The organism is Flavobacterium sp. (assembly GCF_965284515.1).
Lineage (GTDB): Bacteria > Bacteroidota > Bacteroidia > Flavobacteriales > Flavobacteriaceae > Flavobacterium.
The window spans coordinates 579,649-599,517 of sequence record NZ_OZ260089.1; the positions used below are offsets into that span (position 1 = coordinate 579,649).

Annotated in this window: 15 protein-coding genes; 6 read left to right on the plus strand and 9 right to left on the minus strand. The window is 31.2% G+C overall.

The genetic code is table 11. The features are described from left to right. Positions 1-111: 111 nt before the first annotated feature. A complete protein-coding gene (locus tag ACQ65T_RS02720; protein WP_430399563.1) occupies positions 112-594 on the plus strand; it encodes a regulatory protein RecX in 483 nt (160 codons plus the stop codon). Positions 595-639: 45 nt separating this feature from the next. Next, a complete protein-coding gene (thiL, locus tag ACQ65T_RS02725; RefSeq protein ID WP_430399564.1) occupies positions 640-1,692 on the plus strand; it encodes a thiamine-phosphate kinase in 1,053 nt (350 codons plus the stop codon). Positions 1,693-1,768: 76 nt separating this feature from the next. Here thiL and ACQ65T_RS02730 read toward each other — a convergent pair whose 3' ends face one another. Both ACQ65T_RS02730 and ACQ65T_RS02735 read right to left on the minus strand, forming a co-directional pair. Further along, a complete protein-coding gene (locus ACQ65T_RS02730; RefSeq protein ID WP_430399565.1) occupies positions 1,769-3,310 on the minus strand; it encodes a glycine--tRNA ligase in 1,542 nt (513 codons plus the stop codon). A gap of 59 nt (positions 3,311-3,369) precedes the next feature. Beyond that, positions 3,370-4,197 carry a hypothetical protein gene (locus ACQ65T_RS02735; RefSeq protein WP_430399566.1) on the minus strand — a complete coding sequence of 276 codons (828 nt, stop codon included), beginning with the start codon at positions 4,195-4,197 and terminating at the stop codon, positions 3,370-3,372. A 77-nt stretch (positions 4,198-4,274) separates the two neighbouring features. Here ACQ65T_RS02735 and ACQ65T_RS02740 point away from each other — a divergent pair, with 77 nt between their 5' ends. Both ACQ65T_RS02740 and ACQ65T_RS02745 read left to right on the plus strand, forming a co-directional pair. Then, entirely contained in the window at positions 4,275-4,943 is a 669-nt protein-coding gene (locus tag ACQ65T_RS02740; protein WP_430399567.1) for a ComF family protein, read from the plus strand. 66 nt (positions 4,944-5,009) lie between these two features. Continuing rightward, complete coding sequence (locus ACQ65T_RS02745) at positions 5,010-6,620, plus strand: Ig-like domain-containing protein (RefSeq protein ID WP_430399568.1); 1,611 nt, start codon at positions 5,010-5,012, stop codon at positions 6,618-6,620. Here ACQ65T_RS02745 and ACQ65T_RS02750 read toward each other — a convergent pair. The 6 genes from ACQ65T_RS02750 to ACQ65T_RS02775 form a co-directional block, all read right to left on the minus strand. Beyond that, positions 6,607-7,377: an amidohydrolase gene (locus ACQ65T_RS02750; protein ID WP_430399569.1), complete on the minus strand. Its 771-nt coding sequence runs from the start codon at positions 7,375-7,377 to the stop codon at positions 6,607-6,609. The genes ACQ65T_RS02745 and ACQ65T_RS02750 overlap by 14 nt on opposite strands. A 65-nt stretch (positions 7,378-7,442) precedes the next feature. Next, a complete protein-coding gene (locus tag ACQ65T_RS02755; RefSeq protein WP_430399570.1) occupies positions 7,443-8,183 on the minus strand; it encodes a succinate dehydrogenase/fumarate reductase iron-sulfur subunit in 741 nt (246 codons plus the stop codon). Between the two features lie 68 nt (positions 8,184-8,251). Further along, positions 8,252-10,252, minus strand: a complete 2,001-nt coding sequence (locus ACQ65T_RS02760; RefSeq protein WP_430399571.1) for a fumarate reductase/succinate dehydrogenase flavoprotein subunit — start codon at positions 10,250-10,252, stop codon at positions 8,252-8,254. An 18-nt stretch (positions 10,253-10,270) separates the two neighbouring features. Continuing rightward, positions 10,271-11,125, minus strand: a complete 855-nt coding sequence (locus tag ACQ65T_RS02765) for a succinate dehydrogenase cytochrome b subunit (protein WP_430399572.1) — start codon at positions 11,123-11,125, stop codon at positions 10,271-10,273. Positions 11,126-11,271: 146 nt separating this feature from the next. After that, positions 11,272-12,141: a hypothetical protein gene (locus ACQ65T_RS02770; protein ID WP_430399573.1), complete on the minus strand. Its 870-nt coding sequence runs from the start codon at positions 12,139-12,141 to the stop codon at positions 11,272-11,274. 66 nt (positions 12,142-12,207) lie between these two features. Further along, positions 12,208-14,796 carry a WD40/YVTN/BNR-like repeat-containing protein gene (locus ACQ65T_RS02775; protein WP_430399574.1) on the minus strand — a complete coding sequence of 863 codons (2,589 nt, stop codon included), beginning with the start codon at positions 14,794-14,796 and terminating at the stop codon, positions 12,208-12,210. A 120-nt stretch (positions 14,797-14,916) separates the two neighbouring features. On the opposite strand from ACQ65T_RS02775, the gene ACQ65T_RS02780 reads away from it, so the two are divergent. Both ACQ65T_RS02780 and ACQ65T_RS02785 read left to right on the plus strand, forming a co-directional pair. Further along, complete coding sequence (locus ACQ65T_RS02780) at positions 14,917-16,209, plus strand: aminopeptidase P family protein (RefSeq protein WP_430399575.1); 1,293 nt, start codon at positions 14,917-14,919, stop codon at positions 16,207-16,209. 92 nt (positions 16,210-16,301) lie between these two features. Then, a complete protein-coding gene (locus ACQ65T_RS02785) occupies positions 16,302-17,084 on the plus strand; it encodes an alpha/beta fold hydrolase (RefSeq protein WP_430399576.1) in 783 nt (260 codons plus the stop codon). Here ACQ65T_RS02785 and ACQ65T_RS02790 read toward each other — a convergent pair. After that, entirely contained in the window at positions 17,081-19,861 is a 2,781-nt protein-coding gene (locus tag ACQ65T_RS02790; RefSeq protein WP_430399577.1) for a PD-(D/E)XK nuclease family protein, read from the minus strand. The genes ACQ65T_RS02785 and ACQ65T_RS02790 overlap by 4 nt on opposite strands. Between the last annotated feature and the right edge of the window lie 8 nt (positions 19,862-19,869).

Genomic DNA, 19,869 nt, shown 5'->3' on the forward strand with positions numbered 1-19,869 from the left:
AGTTTTAAATTGCTATGCCTGCATAGTTTTTTTAAATTTGGACAGCCTACAAAGGTAAAATAATATTTATTACATTTAAAATGTTTTGCTCATTATTAAATAGTTAAGAAATTGGAAAACGCAAAAAACAAAACGTATAACCTTCAGGAAATCAAGCAAAAGCTAGAGTATTATTGCGTTTACCAAGAAAGGTGCTTTAAAGAGATTGACGAAAAATTAAATTCTTTTTTTTTAATACCCGCTGCCAAAGAAGAGATTTTGATTCATCTTATTGAAAATAATTATGTGAATGAAGAACGATTTGCTTGCAGTTTTGCTCGCGGAAAACACAATTACAAAAACTGGGGAAGAAATAGAATTAAAAGCGAATTGAAATTCAGAAATATATCTTCAAGACTAATTGAAATTGCTCTAAAAGAAATAGATAATGAAAACTATTTAGAAAAATTCCATTCTTTATCAGAAAAACACTGGGAAACCATCAATGAAAAGAAAGGACCAAAAAAAAATAAAAAATTCATCGACTATTTTTTAAGACGCGGTTTTGAAACAAACTTAATTTATGAGAAATTAAATGAATTGAATAAAGATTAGATTGCTTCCTTATCAGCAATAACTATCTTTGTAAAAAATAATTGAATGTTAGAAAATAAAAACAACAATAAAACCAGTTTGTCTGATTTAGGGGAATTTGGCCTTATAGAACATTTAACCAAGCATTTTAAGATTAATCAAGAATCTACACTTAAAAGCATTGGAGATGATGCTGCTGTTTTAGATTTTAAAGACAAAAAAGTAGTTGTTTCAACAGATTTATTGGTTGAAGGTGTGCATTTTGATTTAAGCTACATGCCTTTAAAACACTTGGGATACAAAGCTGTTGTTGCAAACGTATCTGATATTTTTGCAATGAATGCAAATGCAACTCAAATTACGGTTTCAATTGCGGTTTCTAATAGATTTCCTCTCGAAGCTCTTGAAGAATTATTTGCAGGAATTACACTTGCTTCTCAAATATACAATGTTGATGTTATAGGTGGCGATACTACTTCTTCTCAAAAAGGTTTAATTATTAGCATTACTGCAATTGGCGAAGCTAATTTAAACGAGATTACTTATAGAAATGGAGCAAAAGCAACCGACTTATTAGTTGTTACAGGCGATGTTGGTGCGGCTTACATGGGATTACAAGTTTTAGAACGTGAAAAACAAGTATTTCAGGTAAACCCAAATAACCAACCCGATTTGGATGCTTACACTTATTTAATTGAACGTCAATTAAAGCCAGAAGCAAGAAAAGATATCAAAGAAATATTTGCAGGTTTAGAATTGCAACCCACTTCTATGATTGATGTTTCGGATGGACTTTCATCTGAAATTATGCATATTTGTAAACAAAGTGGTGTTGGTTGTAATTTATATGAAGAAAAAATACCTGTTGACCCACAATTGATTGATGTTTGTGAAGAGTTTAATATCGACATTACAACTATTGCTTTAAGTGGTGGAGAAGATTATGAATTGCTTTTTACCATTAAAATGGACGATTATGATAAAATTAAAGCGAATCCAAACTTTACAGTAATAGGTCATATGACTGAAGAAAAAGAAGGCATGCATTTAATTACAAGAGCGAATACTAAAATTGCATTGAAAGCACGTGGCTGGAATGCAATGAAAAAAGAAGAATAGTTAATTAATAAAAATATAAAATCCCGAAATTCAACTGAACTTCGGGATTTTTTTTATAGATTTTAATAGGTTGAAATTACATTTTCATTAACCAATTTTTCATTGAAACTTCATCGTTAATAATGTTTCTTAAGTCAGAAATGGCAACTCTATCTTGTTTCATAGAATCTCTATGGCGAATTGTAACTGTTTTATCTTCTAATGTTTGATGGTCAACTGTAATACAGAAAGGTGTTCCAAGAGCATCTTGTCTTCTGTAACGACGACCTACTGCATCTTTTTCATCATATGCTACATTGAAATCCCATTTTAACTCATCAATAATTTCCCTAGCTACTTCTGGTAAGCCGTCTTTCTTTACCAAAGGAAGGATTGCTGCTTTTGTAGGCGCTAAAACCGAAGGCAAACGAAGAACTGTTCTTGTAGAACCATCTTCTAAAGTTTCTTCTTCTAATGCTTTTGAGAAAACAGATAAAAACATTCTATCTAACCCTACAGAAGTTTCTACAACATAAGGAACATAACTAGAATTTGTTTCGTTATCAAAAAATTGTAGTTTTTTACCTGAAAATTCTTCATGCGCTTTTAAATCAAAGTCTGTTCTTGAATGAATTCCTTCTAATTCTTTAAATCCGAATGGGAAATTAAATTCTATATCAGCAGCAGCATTTGCATAATGTGCTAATTTTTCGTGATCATGAAAACGGTAATTTTCTTTACCTAAGCCTAACGATAAATGCCATTTTAAACGAGTCTCTTTCCAATACTCGTAATATTTCATTTCTTCACCTGGTTTTACAAAAAATTGCATTTCCATTTGTTCAAACTCACGCATTCTAAAAATAAACTGTCTTGCCACAATTTCGTTTCTAAATGCTTTCCCTGTTTGCGCAATCCCGAAAGGAATTTTCATTCTTCCCGTTTTTTGCACATTTAAGAAATTAACAAAAATACCTTGAGCGGTTTCAGGACGTAAATATAAATCCATCGCAGTATCTGCTGAAGCGCCAAGTTTAGTTGCAAACATTAGGTTAAACTGACGAACGTCTGTCCAGTTTTTTGAACCAGAATCAGGACAAGCAATTCCTAATTCTTCTATTAAAGCTTTTACATCAGCTAAATCATCTTTTTCAAGAGATCTTGCCATACGCTGTAAAATTTCATTTTTCTTTGCTAAATATTCAACTACCCTTCCATTTGTTGTAACAAACTCTTCTTCATTAAAAGCCTCTCCAAAACGAACTCTCGCTTTTTCAATTTCTTTTTGTGCTTTAATGTTTAATTTTTCAGCATAGTCTTCAATTAAAACATCAGCACGATATCTTTTTTTAGAGTCTTTATTATCAATTAAAGGGTCGCTAAAGGCATCTACGTGGCCAGAAGCTTTCCAAGTAGTTGGATGCATAAATATTGAAGAGTCCAACCCCACAATGTTTTCATGCATTTGCACCATAGATTTCCACCAATATTCGCGGATGTTTTTCTTAAGTTCAACACCGTTTTGTGCATAATCATATACCGCACTTAAACCATCGTATATTTCGCTTGACGGAAAAATATATCCGTATTCTTTTGCATGCGAAACTACATTTTTAAATAAATCATCTTGTTTTGCCATGTTGCAAAAGTAAAAAGAGAATTGGAAAAAAGAAATAGATTTGAATAATTAAATTATTCCTAGTTATGTTCAAAAATTGCAGTACCAATTTTTGAGAACTCATTATAAACATTTATCTTATATTTTCCTTTGATAGTCTTGCTTTTTTCAAGATCTACATAGGTACAGATATCAATGTCTTTTTGAGAATAATTTGCCTCAACTTTTGCACTATAAACTAACTTAACGTCTGTTAGTTCAATAAAAGTGCTTTCAGAAGAAATAATTTGATTTCGTGGATTTACAACTTGTATATAGAATTTTTTCTCACCTTTCTTAACAAACTCATTGCCCTCTACGGTGAAACAAACTCTTAATTGTTGTATTTTTTTATCACTAGGCCTAGTGTATTTGTCGGTTATAATTTTAACCCCTCTTGCGTTTATATTAATTACAGAGAGTTTTTCTGCATTAACTTTTACTTCTTTTTGCTTTAAGGACTCTAAATTATTTAACGTTTTTTTATTTGAAACAATTTTCTTGCTTAATAGATCAAGTTGTTTTGAATCAGAGTCAATAACTGATTTTAAAATTCTAATTTGAGTATTGATTGTTTTTTCATCTGAATTAACAATATTGTCTTTCTTGCTTTCTAAAATCTTATTGTCAATCCTAACTAAGTCATCAGGATTTGATGATGCATTGTAAGTTGATGTAATTTTTAAAGAATCATATTTAAATAAAATCTCATCTAATTGGCTTTGCTTTAACTTATTCTCTTCCGATGATTTTTCTTTAAAATTATCAAAATTTGCAGTTACTTTGTAAAAATTAAACAATGAAAAAAACAACAGCATCGCTAAAATTAGCGTGCTTAGTTTCAAAACGTTGTTTTTCTTTAAGGCCATTTGTTAAAATTTTGATATAAATTAAATCTATTTTTATAAATTTAATATTATTACTCGTTAAAATGCTTAAAAATCTGTTGAAATTAATTTTTCCTGTTCTTTGTTATGGTTGCAATGAGCTTTTATTGTTAAATGAAAAAATAATTTGTTCCTCTTGCCGACACAATTTACCTCTAACCAATCACCATCAAAACCATAACAATGATACAACAAAAAAATTTTACGGTATAATTAATTTAGAATTTGGCGCTTCTATGTTGTATTTTCATAAAAAAGGAATTGTTCAAAACTTAATTCACAATTTAAAGTACAAAGAGAAAGAAGAAATAGGGAGTTTTTTAGGAGAATGGTATGGAAATGAAATTAAAAATGTAGAATTAATTAAAAATATAGACTATATAATTCCAGTTCCATTACATCCTAAAAGACTAAATGAAAGGGGTTATAATCAGGTTGATAGTTTTTGTAAAGCATTGTCAATTTCTACAGGCATTAAATACAACAATAATATATTAATTAGAACTAAATACAACAAAACCCAAACCAAAAAAACGAAGAACGAACGACAGGAAAACGTTCAGAATATTTTTGACATTAAATATGACGAGAGTGATGTTGGCAAACACTTCTTGTTAATTGATGATGTTATTACTTCTGGAGCCACTTTAGAACTTTGTGCAAAAGCAATATTGAAAATTCCCAACTCAAGAATCAGCATTATTACAATAGCCTACACTCAATCATAAAAAAATTTAAAAAATTATGTTTACTATAATTATAGTTGTTATTTTGCTTTAGAATTTATATTACCTATGAAAAGAATATATTTTATTTTGCTTTTATCAATTTTCGGTTCTATTTTCACTTTCACAAGTTGTGCCAAAAGAGGAACAATTACTGGAGGAGCAAAAGACACAATAGCGCCAAAAATAACAAACAGTTTGCCTGAAAATTATAGTACTGATTTTAATGGAAAAGAAATTAAAATTAGCTTTAATGAACTTATAAAGGTGAAAGACATCAATAAACAATTGATTATTTCTCCACCAATGAATAAAAAACCTATTATTATTCCTCAAGGAAGCGCAAGTAAATTTATTTCTATTAAAATTTTAGACACATTACAACCAAACACTACATACAGTTTTAATTTCGGCCAAAGTATTATAGATAATAATGAGAGTAATCCATATTCTCAATTTAAATATGTTTTTTCTACCGGAAATTATATAGATTCTCTAGCTTTAATGGGCAAAATTAAAGATGCTTACGAACAGAAAGTGGAAAGTTTTGTTTCTATTCAGCTTTATGATGCAAAAAAGTTTAATGATTCAACTATTTATAAAGAAACTCCTTTATATGTAACAAATACTTTGGATAGTTTGAAAGTATTTGCTCTTGAAAATTTAAAAGCCGGTGATTATAAAATTATTGCTTTGAAAGACAAAAACAATAATTATAAATTTGACCCAAAATCAGATAAAATTGGGTTTTTAAAAGGAATAATTTCTGTTCCAAATGACACATTATACCAATTAGAACTTTTTAAAGAAGCAACACCTTTTAAAGCTACTAAAGTTTCACAAGAAGCTACTAATAAATTTTTCTTAGCTACAGAAGGAGACAACAAAAATATAAAAGTTACAGCCATAAATGGAAATGAGAAAACTCCAATAATTGTTACTCAATATCCCGAAAAAAACAAAGATTCTGTTCAGTTGTTCATTCCAAATATCAAATTGGATTCTTTACAACTAAATGTAGAAAAAGGAACGTTTTCTAAAACATTTAAAGTCAAAACTAGAACTTTAAAAACTACCGATTCTTTAAAAATTGACATTAAACAAAGTAATGTTTTGCCTTTTAGAGAAAAACTAACTCTGCTTACTAAAACTCCAATTGAAAAAATTGACAACTCTAAAATAGCCTTGTTGGATAAAGATTCTGTTTCAGTTAAATTTACTTATGTTTATAATGAATTTAATCAGAATATTGAATTTGATTTTCAAAAAGAAGAAGAACAAAAATATAGTTTACAAATACTACCTGGCGCAATTGTAGATTTTTATTCCACAAAAAATGATACTTTAAATTATAAAATAAGTACAAAATCTTATTCTGAATACGGAAACTTAAAAGTGAATTTAAAAAACGCAAAAAGATATCCTATAATTTTAGAAGTATTAAATGTTAAAGGAGACATAATTGCTTCTTCAATTTCTAATGGCGAAGATTTTTTACGATTTGATTTAATTGAACCGAATGTATATTCACTTCGTTTAATTTACGACGACAATAAAAATGGCTTTTGGGACACTGGAGATTATTTTGAACAACGTCAAGCTGAAGAAGTAAAATACTACTCCAAAACAGTTGACGTTAGAGCCAATTGGGATGTAGATCAAGATTTTATTTTAGATTAATCGAAAAGTCATCTCTATCATTTAAAAAATTCAACTTTTCTCTGGTTTGAAGCATTTTTTCTTTGTCTAAAGTTGTAAAAAAAACACCTTCATTTTCATTTGCTTCAACAATTGAATTTCCAAGTTCATCGTGTACAACAGAATGACCTACATATTCGTGTTTATTCCCATCAAAACCTATTCGGTTAACACCAATAACAAAACTCATGTTTTCTATCGCTCTAGCTTTTAATAACACATCCCAAGCAGTAATTCTTGGTTTTGGCCAATTGGCAACATAAATTAGTAAATCATAATCCTCCCCATTTCTACTAAAGGCTGGAAAACGCAAGTCGTAACAGATTTGCGGGCAAATTTTCCAATCTTTATAGTGGATGATTACTTTTTCAGTTCCTTGCGTATATTGTTCATGTTCTCCTGCTAGTGAAAACAAATGTCTTTTATCATACGTTTCAACTTTTCCGTTTGAATGTACAAAAACAAATCGGTTATAATAATTTGCTTTTTCTTCAACAATAATGCTTCCGCAAATTGCAGTTTGTTTTGTACCAGCAACTTCTTGCATCCAAAGAATTGTTTCACCATTCATTGTTTCTGCTAAATTATTAGGAAACATGGTAAACCCTGTCGAAAACATTTCTGGCAACACAATCAAATCAATTTTTTGTGAAATTGCATTAATTTTTTGCTCAAATTGTGCTCTATTTGCTTTTGGGTTTTCCCAAATTAAGTCCGATTGAATTATTGCTATTTCCATTCTATAAAAATAAAAAACGTCCTGCATATACAGGACGTTTTTAGTGATTAATTATATTAAAACTATTAGATACTAGCTTTTAAATATTCTCTATTCATACGAGCGATGTTTTCAAGAGAAATTCCTTTAGGACATTCTACCTCACAAGCTCCTGTATTGGTACAGTTTCCAAATCCTTCTGTATCCATTTGATTTACCATGTTTAATACACGGTCAGCTGCTTCAATTTTACCTTGTGGTAACAAAGCAAATTGAGAAACTTTAGCTGAAACAAATAACATTGCAGATGAATTTTTACAAGTAGCAACACATGCGCCACAACCAATACAAGTAGCCGCATCAAAGGCTCTGTCTGCATCGTGCTTAGGCACAGGAATAGAGTTAGCATCTTGTGTGTTTCCAGATGTATTTACTGAAATAAATCCTCCAGCATGTTGAATTCTATCAAATGAGCTTCTGTCTACAACTAAATCTTTAATTACAGGGAAAGCTTTAGCTCTAAATGGTTCTATATAAATAGTATCACCATCTTTAAACATACGCATGTGTAATTGACAAGTTGTAACACCTCTATCCGGTCCATGTGCTTCTCCATTAATAAATAATGAACACATTCCGCAAATTCCTTCTCTACAATCGTGATCAAATGCAACTGCATCTTCACCTTTTATTATTAATTGATCATTTAATACGTCCAACATATCAAGGAAAGACATATCTGGGGAAATATCATTCACTTTGTAGTCAACTAGTTTTCCTTTATCTTGAGCGTTTGTTTGACGCCATATTTTTAATGTAAGATTCATATCTTTTTAGTTTAAAAGTCTAAAAGTCAAAAGTCATTAAGCCTTTTAACATTTAACACTAGACTTAATTATTTATAACTTCTTTGAACTAGTTTAACGTTTTCAAACTTCAACTCTTCTTTATGTAAAACAGCATCACTAGGTTTTCCTTTGTATTCCCATGCGGCAACATATGCAAAGTTTTCATCATCACGCATTGCTTCTCCATCTTCAGTTTGGTATTCCTCACGGAAGTGTCCACCACAAGATTCGTTTCTATGTAAAGCATCTTTTGCAAAAAGCTCACCTAATTCTAAGAAATCAGCAACACGAAGAGCTTTAGCTAATTCAGGATTAAAACTATCTGCAGTTCCTGGAATTAAAACATCTTTATAAAATTCTTCTCTAATTTGAGCTATTTCTTCTTGAGCTTCTTTTAAACCTTGCTCATTTCTAGCCATTCCAACTTTATCCCACATAATTTTACCTAAACGTTTGTGGAAATAGTCTACTGGCTTAGTACCATTTGTGCTTAATAAAGCTTCTATTTGATTTTTTACATTTTTTTCAGCCTCTTCAAATTCAGGTAAATCAGTTGAAATTTTACCTGTACGAATATCTGCAGAAAGGTAATCACCAATTGTGTATGGTAAAACAAAATAACCATCAGCTAAACCTTGCATTAAAGCAGAAGCTCCTAATCTATTTGCACCATGATCAGAGAAGTTAGACTCTCCAATAGAGAAACAACCAGGAATTGTAGTTTGTAAGTTATAATCAACCCATGTTCCACCCATAGTATAGTGAACCGCAGGATAAATCATCATAGGTGTTTGATATGGATTTTCATCTACAATTTTCTCATACATTTGAAATAAATTACCATATTTATTAGCAACAACTTCTGTACCCAATTGTTTAACTAAATCAGCATCATTTTCGTCTAAATGTTTGATTTTAGCTTGTTCTTTACCGTAACGTTGAATTGCTGAAGCAAAGTCCAAATAAACAGCTTCTCCTGTTTTATTAACTCCGAAACCAGCATCACATCTTTCTTTTGCAGCACGAGAAGCTACATCACGAGGAACTAAGTTCCCAAATGAAGGGTAACGACGCTCTAAGTAATAATCTCTATCTTCTTCAGCTAATTGTGTAGGTTTTAATTTTCCCTCACGAATAGCTTGTGCATCTTCTAATTTTGCTGGCACCCAAATACGTCCATCATTTCGTAATGATTCAGACATTAATGTTAATTTAGACTGATGATCTCCAGAAACTGGAATACATGTTGGGTGAATTTGAGTATAACAAGGGTTTGCGAAAAAAGCTCCTTTTTTATGAATTTTCCACGCAGCTGTTACATTACTTCCCATTGCATTAGTCGATAAAAAGAAAACATTTCCATAACCACCTGAAGCAATAACTACTGCGTGTGCTGAGTGTCTTTCAATTTCACCTGTAACTAAGTTACGAGCAATAATTCCTCTTGCCTTTCCGTCAACTTTTACTAAGTCTAGCATTTCATGACGATTATACATTTTTATTTTACCACGACCTATTTGGCGGTTCATTGCCGAATATGCACCTAGTAGTAATTGTTGTCCTGTTTGTCCTTTAGCGTAAAAAGTTCTTGATACTAATACACCACCAAACGAACGGTTGTCTAATAGCCCGCCATAATCACGTGCAAAAGGAACACCTTGCGCAACACATTGGTCTATAATATTTGCAGAAACTTCAGCCAAACGGTGAACATTTGCCTCACGAGAACGATAATCTCCTCCTTTTACAGTGTCATAAAACAATCTAAAAGTTGAATCTCCATCTCCTTGGTAGTTTTTTGCTGCGTTAATACCTCCTTGTGCTGCAATTGAGTGAGCACGACGTGGAGAATCTTGAAAACAAAATGCTTTTACATTATAACCTAATTCTGCAAGAGTTGCAGCAGCAGAACCACCTGCTAAACCTGTTCCAACAACGATAACATCAATATTACGTTTATTAGCTGGGTTTACTAAGTTAATGTGGTTTTTATAGTCAGTCCATTTATCAGAAATTGGACCGTTTGGTATTTTAGAATCTAATGCCATAATCTTTTCGGATAAATATTATTTAGTAAAGTGAATATAAATAGGAATAATTGCAAATAATAACGGTACAATAACCGCAAATGCTTTTCCTGCAAATCTAATTGTTGAATTCAATTTAGGAGAATTAACACCTAATGATTGAAAAGCACTTTGAAAACCGTGCCATAAGTGAAAACCTAAAACGATCATGGCTAACACATAACCCACTGTTGCAATTAAGCCAGTCTTTGGGTCTTGAAAAAACGCAAAAGTAATTTTATGAAGATCTTTGTAGCCTTCAGCAAATTTAACTTTTATTGGGTTTGTTGTATAAAATCCGTTTCCTTCAATAACAATGTCTTTACCATCAATTGCTTGAACCGGTATAAACTTACCAGAATAAGGGCCTGAATTAGAGATTCCCCACCCACTAGTTATGTATAATTCAGACTTTTGATCTCCTTCTCCAATTGAAACCGTTTGTAAAGGTAATTGTGTAAAGTGCATTTTAGCCCAAAAATTAACCATGTGTGTTGCGATAAAAAACAAGATAAGAGTTCCTAAAACAGCCATGTTTCTAGAGGCAAAACCACTATTTGCAGCAGCATTGTTTTTAGCATAACCCACAGGTCTTGCTTTTTTGTTTTGGATTGTTAATAAAATTCCATCAACTGCATGGAATAAAATAGAAATGTAAGTTAAGTAAGAAAGCAGTTTTACAGCTGGATTAGTTGTCATGAATAATGCATATTCATTAAACTGAAGAGGTGTTCCAAAAATTAATTGAAGATTACCCGCTAAATGTCCTGCCAAAAACAAGCATAAGAATAAACCTGTAAGAGCCATCCAGTATTTCTTACCTATAGACGACTTTAGAAGTGCTGATTTTGCCATAATTTTTATTTGATTGTACTAATTTTAATTTAAAACCAAACAAAAATACAGCATATTACTATCAACTACAACCTTTTTTAACTAATTTATAATGAATTTAAAAAACGTTTAAGTATAATTGAAGATCAAGGTTTTAAGATAGAAGTCTATCTTTGAAAAGTTGGAACTAAACCTCTTAACCCCATATCTACAACATTTTCTCCAATTGAAGGCTCGTATTTTCCGTCAGCGTTTACTTCCTCCCATTCAAAACTATTGTTAATAGACAATGAAAGAGTTACATAGATATTACTTGTTTCATTATTGGTAATCACTAGATTATCTTGGAACTTTCCTGTAACTACACATGATCCAGAAGGAATTGGCGAAGTTGATGCAATAGGATTAGGAACAGTGGTTGCTCCAGGAGGCGCTTGCCCTGAGGATGCGAATGGCAGGTCATTAAGCCCAAAAGCCCAATACCCTTGAAGTTTATTTGAATTAACAGGAAACGAATTATTTCCTATATAGTGCGTTGTGATATATGTATTATATCCCACAAAACTTTCTAATGTTCCTGTATAATCAACTGAACTACTTCTTACTGAAATAGTATAATTTTGGTATGAAAGTGAAACTCGGACATATTCATAATTACCTTGTGGTACTTGACTTAAAGGAATTGATAAAAATACTTCATCTTCACCAACAATTTTAGCTCTACTAAAATCAATAGCCAAATCACCGCCAGCCATTGTTTCTGGCGCATGATATAAAACAGAACCTTGCCCTAATGCTGTATATTGATTTGGCGCTAATTCAAAGTAATGTGCGCTTATTGAATTAAAAACAGGAGATTGAGCTGCGTTATCTACATGAACCGAAGTAGGTTGGCCTAAATTATTTAATCGTACTTGAGTAGGGTCAAATTTAAATTTGATGATTAATTGTGGTTCAACAGAAACATCATCTTTATCTGAACAAGAAAAAAATATAAATCCGACTAAAATTGCTGCTAAAAAAACTTTCAACCTCATGTTTTGTAATTTTATGTTAAAACAATCAAAAATCATGCTATAATTTATAACGGATTTAACATTTTTTTATTGCTTTGACATTTCAATAGTTAATTTTGAACTGTATTTCATCTTATTTATCTCAAATTCAATAAAATAAACCCCTTCATTTAAATAATATTTATTGTTTTTTGCTTTGTAAATTTTTCCATTCTTAGAGTATTTTTCATCAATAGTCAAATCATAGTCTATAAAATTTAACCCTTTAACTAGAGAAACTTTTTTGGTAAATAATAACTTCCTTTTTTCATTTTTAACATTTAGAATAACTTCTTTTTCTGAGTTCGAATAAACCGAAATGGTTGTTTTTGGTTCAAATTCATTTGACCAAGAACTCCAAGCCCTTCCCCAGCGATCTGATTTTTTTATTTTTTCTAAATCAAAAACATAGATTTCTTTGGCTAAAATCTTAGCATCCAATGCCTGTATTTTATCTAAATTCACTTTATAAATTGATCGGCCATGTGTCGCCACCACAAGTTCTTTGGCTTTAGCCTGAATTACCAAGTCATGAACAGCAACATTTGGCATTTCTGAAGAAAAATCTTGCCAAGACAAACCTTTATCCATTGAAATAAACAAACCATTATCGGTACCAACGTATAAAACATTTTCTTTTTCTGAATCTTCAACAATTACGTTTACAGCATTAGTTAAGTCTTTTGAAATATTAGTCCATGTTGTTCCATAATTATCTGAAACAAAAACATACGATTTAAAATCGTCGTTTCGATAACCGTTTAAGGTTGCATAAACTCGTTCTTTCTTATAGTTTGAAGCAACAACTCGTGAAACCCATAAATTTTGAGGCAGATTTTCAGAAATTTTTAACCATGTAATACCCCCATCTTTAGAAATATGTATTAAGCCATCATCTGAACCAACATATAGCAATCCAAATTGAGAGTTGCTTTCCGCAATAGTTGTAATAGTTCCAAAAGCCACATTTCCTTCTACTTTTCCTTTTGTTAAATCCCCAGATACTTTCTCCCAATTTTTACCCTGATTCATTGAACGATATAAAAATTGAGATCCCATGTATAAAATATCTTGGTTATGAGAAGACAACAAAATAGGTGTTTGCCAATTGAAACGTAACGTCACATCCTCTTTTTTAACCTTAGGAGTGATAAAATCTCTTTTACCAGATTTTCTATCAATTCTGTAATAGTTTCCAAACTGATATCCTGTAAACACAATATTTGAATTACGATTATCTATTTGTACTTGCATTCCATCGCCACCCATTAAAAATTCATACGGGTATTTACCGTCTTGTTGCCAATCTAATGAATGTTCGTAAGTATTTGGACCTACCCAAACTCCATTATCTTGCAAACCGCCATAAACATTATATGGTTTTTCACCATCTACATTCACCGTATAAAATTGCCCAACTGCTTGATTGTTGCATTTGAACCAATGTTCTCCATTATCGTATGTAATATTAACTCCACCATCATTTCCGTTAATGATATGATTGGAATTCTTAGGGTTTACCCATGTTACATGATGATCGGCATGCACATTTTCTTTACTTATTGATTTGAAAGTTTTTCCTCCATCTTCAGAAAAAATCAACGGAACTCCTCCTAGATAAATCCTATTTTCATTAGTTAAATCAACCGCTATATTTCCAAAATAATAACCGTAACTATAATATAAATCATCAATATAATTATCATGCGTTTTTTTCCAAGAAACTCCACCATCAATAGATTTATATAATTCACATCCTATAACTTCCGTTTCAAAAAGCGCTGCATTAGCATCTTTTGGCTTTTCCATTTTAGAATTTGGTCGCTTATCCTGATTATCTACAACAGCAAAAATGACATTTGTATTCACTGCAAAAAGTCCTATTCTACCAACTCCTTCATCTGCAGGAAATCCACTATCTGAACTAGAAATTAAATTCCAAGTAGAGCCAGCATCAGTACTTTTATAAATTCCGGAACCTATACCATTCCCTTTAAAATCCCAAGCTTTTCTATCTTTTTGCCAAGCAGCAGCATATTGTACATTGAAATTATTTGGATCAATAACTACATCAATAATTCCGGTTTCATCATTTACAAAAAGTGTTTTTTTCCACGTTTTTCCACCATCATGTGTTTTGTAAATTCCTCTTTCTTTGTTCTTGGTATATAAATGACCTACAACTCCAACAATAATTTCATTAGTATTCTTTGGGTTAACCAAAACTCTACTTATGTGGTGACTTTCAGGTAAACCTAAATTTTCCCATGTTTTTCCTTTATCCGAAGATTTTAAAACACCAATCCCTGAATACGATGAACGTGAGGCGTTTACTTCACCAGTTCCTACCCAAATTGTTCCAGATTTCCAATCAACCGTAACCGAACCACAGTTTAAAGTTGGAGCTGAATCCATAACTGGAGTAAAACTATTCCCATTATTATTCGTGTACCAAAGTCCGCCAGAAGCATAAGCGGCATAAAACTCGGTTGGATTTTCAGGATTTACTGCTAAATCAACAATTCTACCACTCATAATTGTTGGTCCAATATTTTGAAAAGCAACTTTGGTAAACAAATTGTCTTGTGCAAAAACAACAGATGAAATAAATAAGGAGAATAAAAGAAGTTTCTTCATGAGGAAAAATTTGATTGGAAAATTAACCAATAATTGCTGCATGTCAAAATTTTACATCGGAATTAACAACTAATCCTTTTAAAGTTATTATTTTTGGAACTTTATCTTAATTTAAAGAAAATGAAATACCATCAGATAGACAAAGACTTATTTATTAAAAACAGAAAAAAGTTTGCTTCTCAAATGAAACCAAACGGACTTGCTATTTTTAATTCAAACGATATTTACCCAGTTTCAGCAGATAGTACTTTGCCTTTTGCTCAACATAGAGATATTTTTTACTTAAGTGGCGTAGATCAAGAAGAAAGTATTTTGTTGCTTTTTCCAGATGCTCCATATGAAAACCAACGTGAGATTTTATTTTTAAAAGAAACAAACGACCATATTGCGGTTTGGGAAGGTGAAAAATTGACTAAAGAACGTGCTTTTGAAGTTTCGGGAATTAAAAACGTAATTTGGTTACAAGATTTTGACAAAACGTTAAAAGAGTTAATGTCGTATGCCGACACCATGTACATTAATACAAATGAACATTATAGAGCATCAATTGAAACTGAAACGCGTGAAGCTCGTTTTATAAAAAAATGGAAAAACGATTATCCAGCACATAAAGTAGAAAAATCGAATCCAATTTTACAACGTATTCGTTCGGTTAAAGAAAGTGAAGAACTTGACTTAATTCAACAAGCATGTGACATTACCGAAAAAGGCTTTAGACGAATTTTAAATTTCGTAAAACCAAACGTAATGGAATACGAAATTGAGGCTGAATTTGCTCATGAATTTTTAAGAAATCGTTCTAAAGGTTTTGCATATACTCCAATTATTGCTTCGGGAAATAACGCAAACGTTTTACATTATATTGAAAACAATCAACAGTGTAATGCTGGCGATTTAATTTTATTAGACGTTGGTGCAGAATATGCCAATTATTCTAGTGATATGAGTAGAACTATTCCTGTTTCTGGGAAATTTACTGAAAGACAAGCTGCTGTTTACAATGCTGTTTTACGCGTAAAAAACGAGGCAACAAAAATGTTAACTCCAGGAACACTTTGGAAACAATATCATGTAGAAGTTGGTAAACTAATGACTTCAGAATTATTAGGCTTGGGGTTATTGGACAAAGCCGATGTTCAAAATGAAAACCCAGATTGGCCAGCGTACAAAAAATATTTCATGCACGGTACTTCTCACCACATGGGATTAGACACACATGATTACGGTTTATTGTTTGAGCCAATGCAAGCGAATATGGTGTTTACTGTTGAGCCAGGGATTTATCTTCCAAAAGAAGGTTTTGGTATTCGTTTAGAAGACGATGTGGTTATTCAAGCTAATGGAGAACCATTTAATTTAATGAGAAACATTCCTATTGAAATTGACGAAATAGAATCGATTATGAATTCTTAATTTTCAAGCCAAAATATAGATAATAGGCGACTCACGATTGTGGGTCGTTTTTTTTAATCTTACTTTTGCTCCACCAACTTATCAACAAGCCATTGAAACATACTTTTCATAAAAACACCAAAATAGCTTATTCCGATACTGGAAAAGGAACTGCAATCGTGCTTTTGCATGGTTTTTTAGAAAATTCTACCATGTGGAACGCGCACGTAGAAGAATTAACTAAAAAACATCGTGTTATTTGTGTGGATTTATTGGGTCATGGTTCAACAGATTGCTTGGGTTATGTGCACACTATGGAAGACATGGCAGATACTGTACATCATGTGTTACACGAATTAAAATTGCGCAAAGTAGTTTTGGTTGGGCATTCTATGGGTGGTTATGTGGCTTTGGCTTTCGCCGAGTTATATCCTGATATGATGAAAGGCTTAGTTCTTTTAAACTCAACCGCAAGAGCAGATAGTGAAGAGCGAAAACTAAACAGAGACAGAGCAATTTTAGCCGTTAAGAAAAGTTACATTACCGCAATTCGTATGGCAATTGCTAATTTGTTCAGCGAAGAAAATAGAGATAAATTAGTCGATGAAATAGAAGCCGTAAAAAACGAAGCTTTAAAGACACCTTTACAAGGAATTGTTGCGGCGCAAGAAGGTATGAAAATTCGTAACGACAGAGAAGTTTTATTACATTTAACTCCCTATCCAAAAATGTTAATTTTAGGCAAGAAAGATCCTGTTTTAAATTTCGAAGAAACAAAAGACCAAGTTGAAAACTCAGATGTGGAATTCGTTACTTTCAATGATGGGCACATGAGTCATATTGAAAATAGAGACGAATTGACTGCTGTTTTATTACGCTTTTTGAAGAAGATTTAAAGCGTTTCTTTAAACGGAATTTCTTCATTTAAAATTTCTAGTATTAAATGTACTAATTCTATTTTAAATGACTCAATGGTTTCCATATTGATTTCAGCTATTGCATTTTTTCCTTTTCCTAAACCAAAAGGCATGAAACCTTCTTTCATATTTTTAAACGAAATAATTCCGGCTTGAATATCTTGATTTTGGAACATTTCACTATTTTGAAACATCATGGCATAACAAAGCAACTGAATTACTTTTTCATTTTTAAGATTAGCTGTTAAACCGTCAAAATCATTAACACGTAAATTTCTTTGTTCTACTTTTCCAGACTTATAATCAATAATTCGAATACTTCCATTTCGTTCTTCAATTCGGTCAACCTTTCCAGCAATTTTTACAGGATAAGGCAAATCTTCATGCTCAATAATAACTTCTAAGGAAGCTTCTAGGCAAATTACTTTTATGGCTTCATTATTTTTAACAGCACTTTTTTCAGTCATTAGAAAATTATAAATATTCCGTTTAGCTACTTCAAAAGCCAATAAGTTTTTACCTTTTTTAATTTCACCTTCTTTATAAACTATCTTAAATTGTTTTAATGTTACTTCTTCAATTTTAGACAACATTTCTTCAATATGGTGTTGGGCTAAATAAACCCCAATAAAAGGCTTGTAAAGCTCCTCAAGTGCTTCGTGAATGATTGTTCCTAATGTGTTTACCGCAACACTTTCTTCTACTTCTTCTACTTCTCTAATTCTCAAGACTCTTTGAAAATAAAATTGCATTGGATTACGAATATAACTCGTGAGTGAAGAAGGAGAAAAGCCTTTATCTGTTGCGATTTCTTTTAAGCGTTCAAGAACTTTCTCCGTTTTTTCAATTTCCATTACTTCATAAGCTGATTTTGGCAAAACGGCATTATAAATTTCGTGAGTTAATGAATGTTTAGGTTGCTTCTCAATTTCTAATTGGGTTAAGAATCGGCTTTTTTCACCGGCATCTATTCCTTCGCTATCTGTATTGTACAGCAAATAGATATTCTTCGCACGCATTAGTAAATGATAAAAATGGTAGCTATAAATTGCATCTTTCTCTTTATAAGTTGGCAAACCTAATTCTCTTTTAACATCAAAAGGTATAAATGAATTTTGTGATTTACCCGATGGAAATTTTCCTTCATTAACCGAAGTAATTATTACATTTTCAAAATCTAAAACCCTACTTTCTAAAACACCCATAATTTGTAAACCAGACAAAGGTTCTCCTTCAAAAGAAACTTCGGCTAAATCCAAGATTTGTTTGTAAATAATTTGTAAAGTTTCAATTGAATCAATTTTACCGTATTTTTCTTGATAACTGATTAACTTATTAATGACTTTATAAATCGCATAAACGAATGTTTTAGACACTTTTTCTTCTTCTACATCATTACTTAAATGCTCTTTTATTTGAAGTAAAATTAGTGATAGTGTTTTTAAAACTTCATCACAATTTGAATTCCACTTATTAAACAATAAGTCAAAAAAAGCATTATTTGAATTGGGATATTTCTCATTATAAAGTCTTATTAACGTGTCGTGAGAAAAGAACGTGAAGTTATTATCATTTATAACTGAAATAAGTTTTGAAACCTTAAGATAAGATTCAACCAACGGATGATTTAAAACTTCTAAAACATCTTTATAGTAAAGCGTGTAAGATTTTTCGTTTCTGTTTATTGCATTTGTATGTAGTTTAAATAATTTAGTAATTAGGATTTGAGCAGGATTATTCTTCCCCGAATATCCCATAGTAATATTCAAACTCTCAATTGTATTTGGCAATCCGTAAAGAATAGGAATTAATAAATTTTCATCACCTAAAACCAAAGCAGTTTTATTGATATTTGCACCATAATTAGTTAACTCCTCTACGATATTACCAGCAATTTTTGCTTGTCCAACAGATTTTGGAGTTCCAATGATTTTAATTTTTTTTTCTTCTTGGAAACAATTTGTTATCCATTCAAAAGGTTGTGATGAATAGTTTTTCCAGTCTTGTTTAAACCTTCTAATAAACAAGCCTGAATCATGAAAAGAATCTTTTAAAAATACATCATCAATGTCCCAATAAATTTTTGCTTGATTTGTATACAATAAATGTTGAACTATTTTTTCTTCAGCTTGATTCAATGCGTTGAAACCAGCAAATACAATGATTTTATTTCCAAGCTCTGCAGCAAATGATTTGCATTTTTTATCTGCTTCTCTATAAATTAAACCTTGATAACCGCATTTTTTATTTAAAAGGTGTTTATAAAATGTTTCGTAATAAAACGGAAGTTTGTCCCAAAATTCTAAATGATTATCTATTAAAGAAGTTTTATCAGAAGGCTTTAAGTCCCATCTTTTAAGCGCTTCAATTTCTTTTAAATAAGAGAAAACCTTTTTTGGTTCAATTAAATAACGGTCAATTTCATTAAAATCTTGAATTAATGTTTTTGCCCAATTAGAGAAAAGCTCAAATGTTTGCTGTTTATCTTTTGGAGTTATTTGTAAATACACATCGTAAAACTCAAATAACAATTCAATAGAGTCTATTGAACGAATTCCTGAAATATCTTGAACAAGATCTTCAATACTTATGATTTTTGGCGCAAATACAGTTGTAGTTAATTTGTTTTTTAGACTTTGTAACAAAAAGACTTTTGCCCTCTTGTTTGGTAAAACAATTTGAACATCATTTAATTTGTGCTGGAAATCAATTATTATTTGATTTGCTAACCTGTCTAAAAAAGTTATATCATTCATGTTATAAA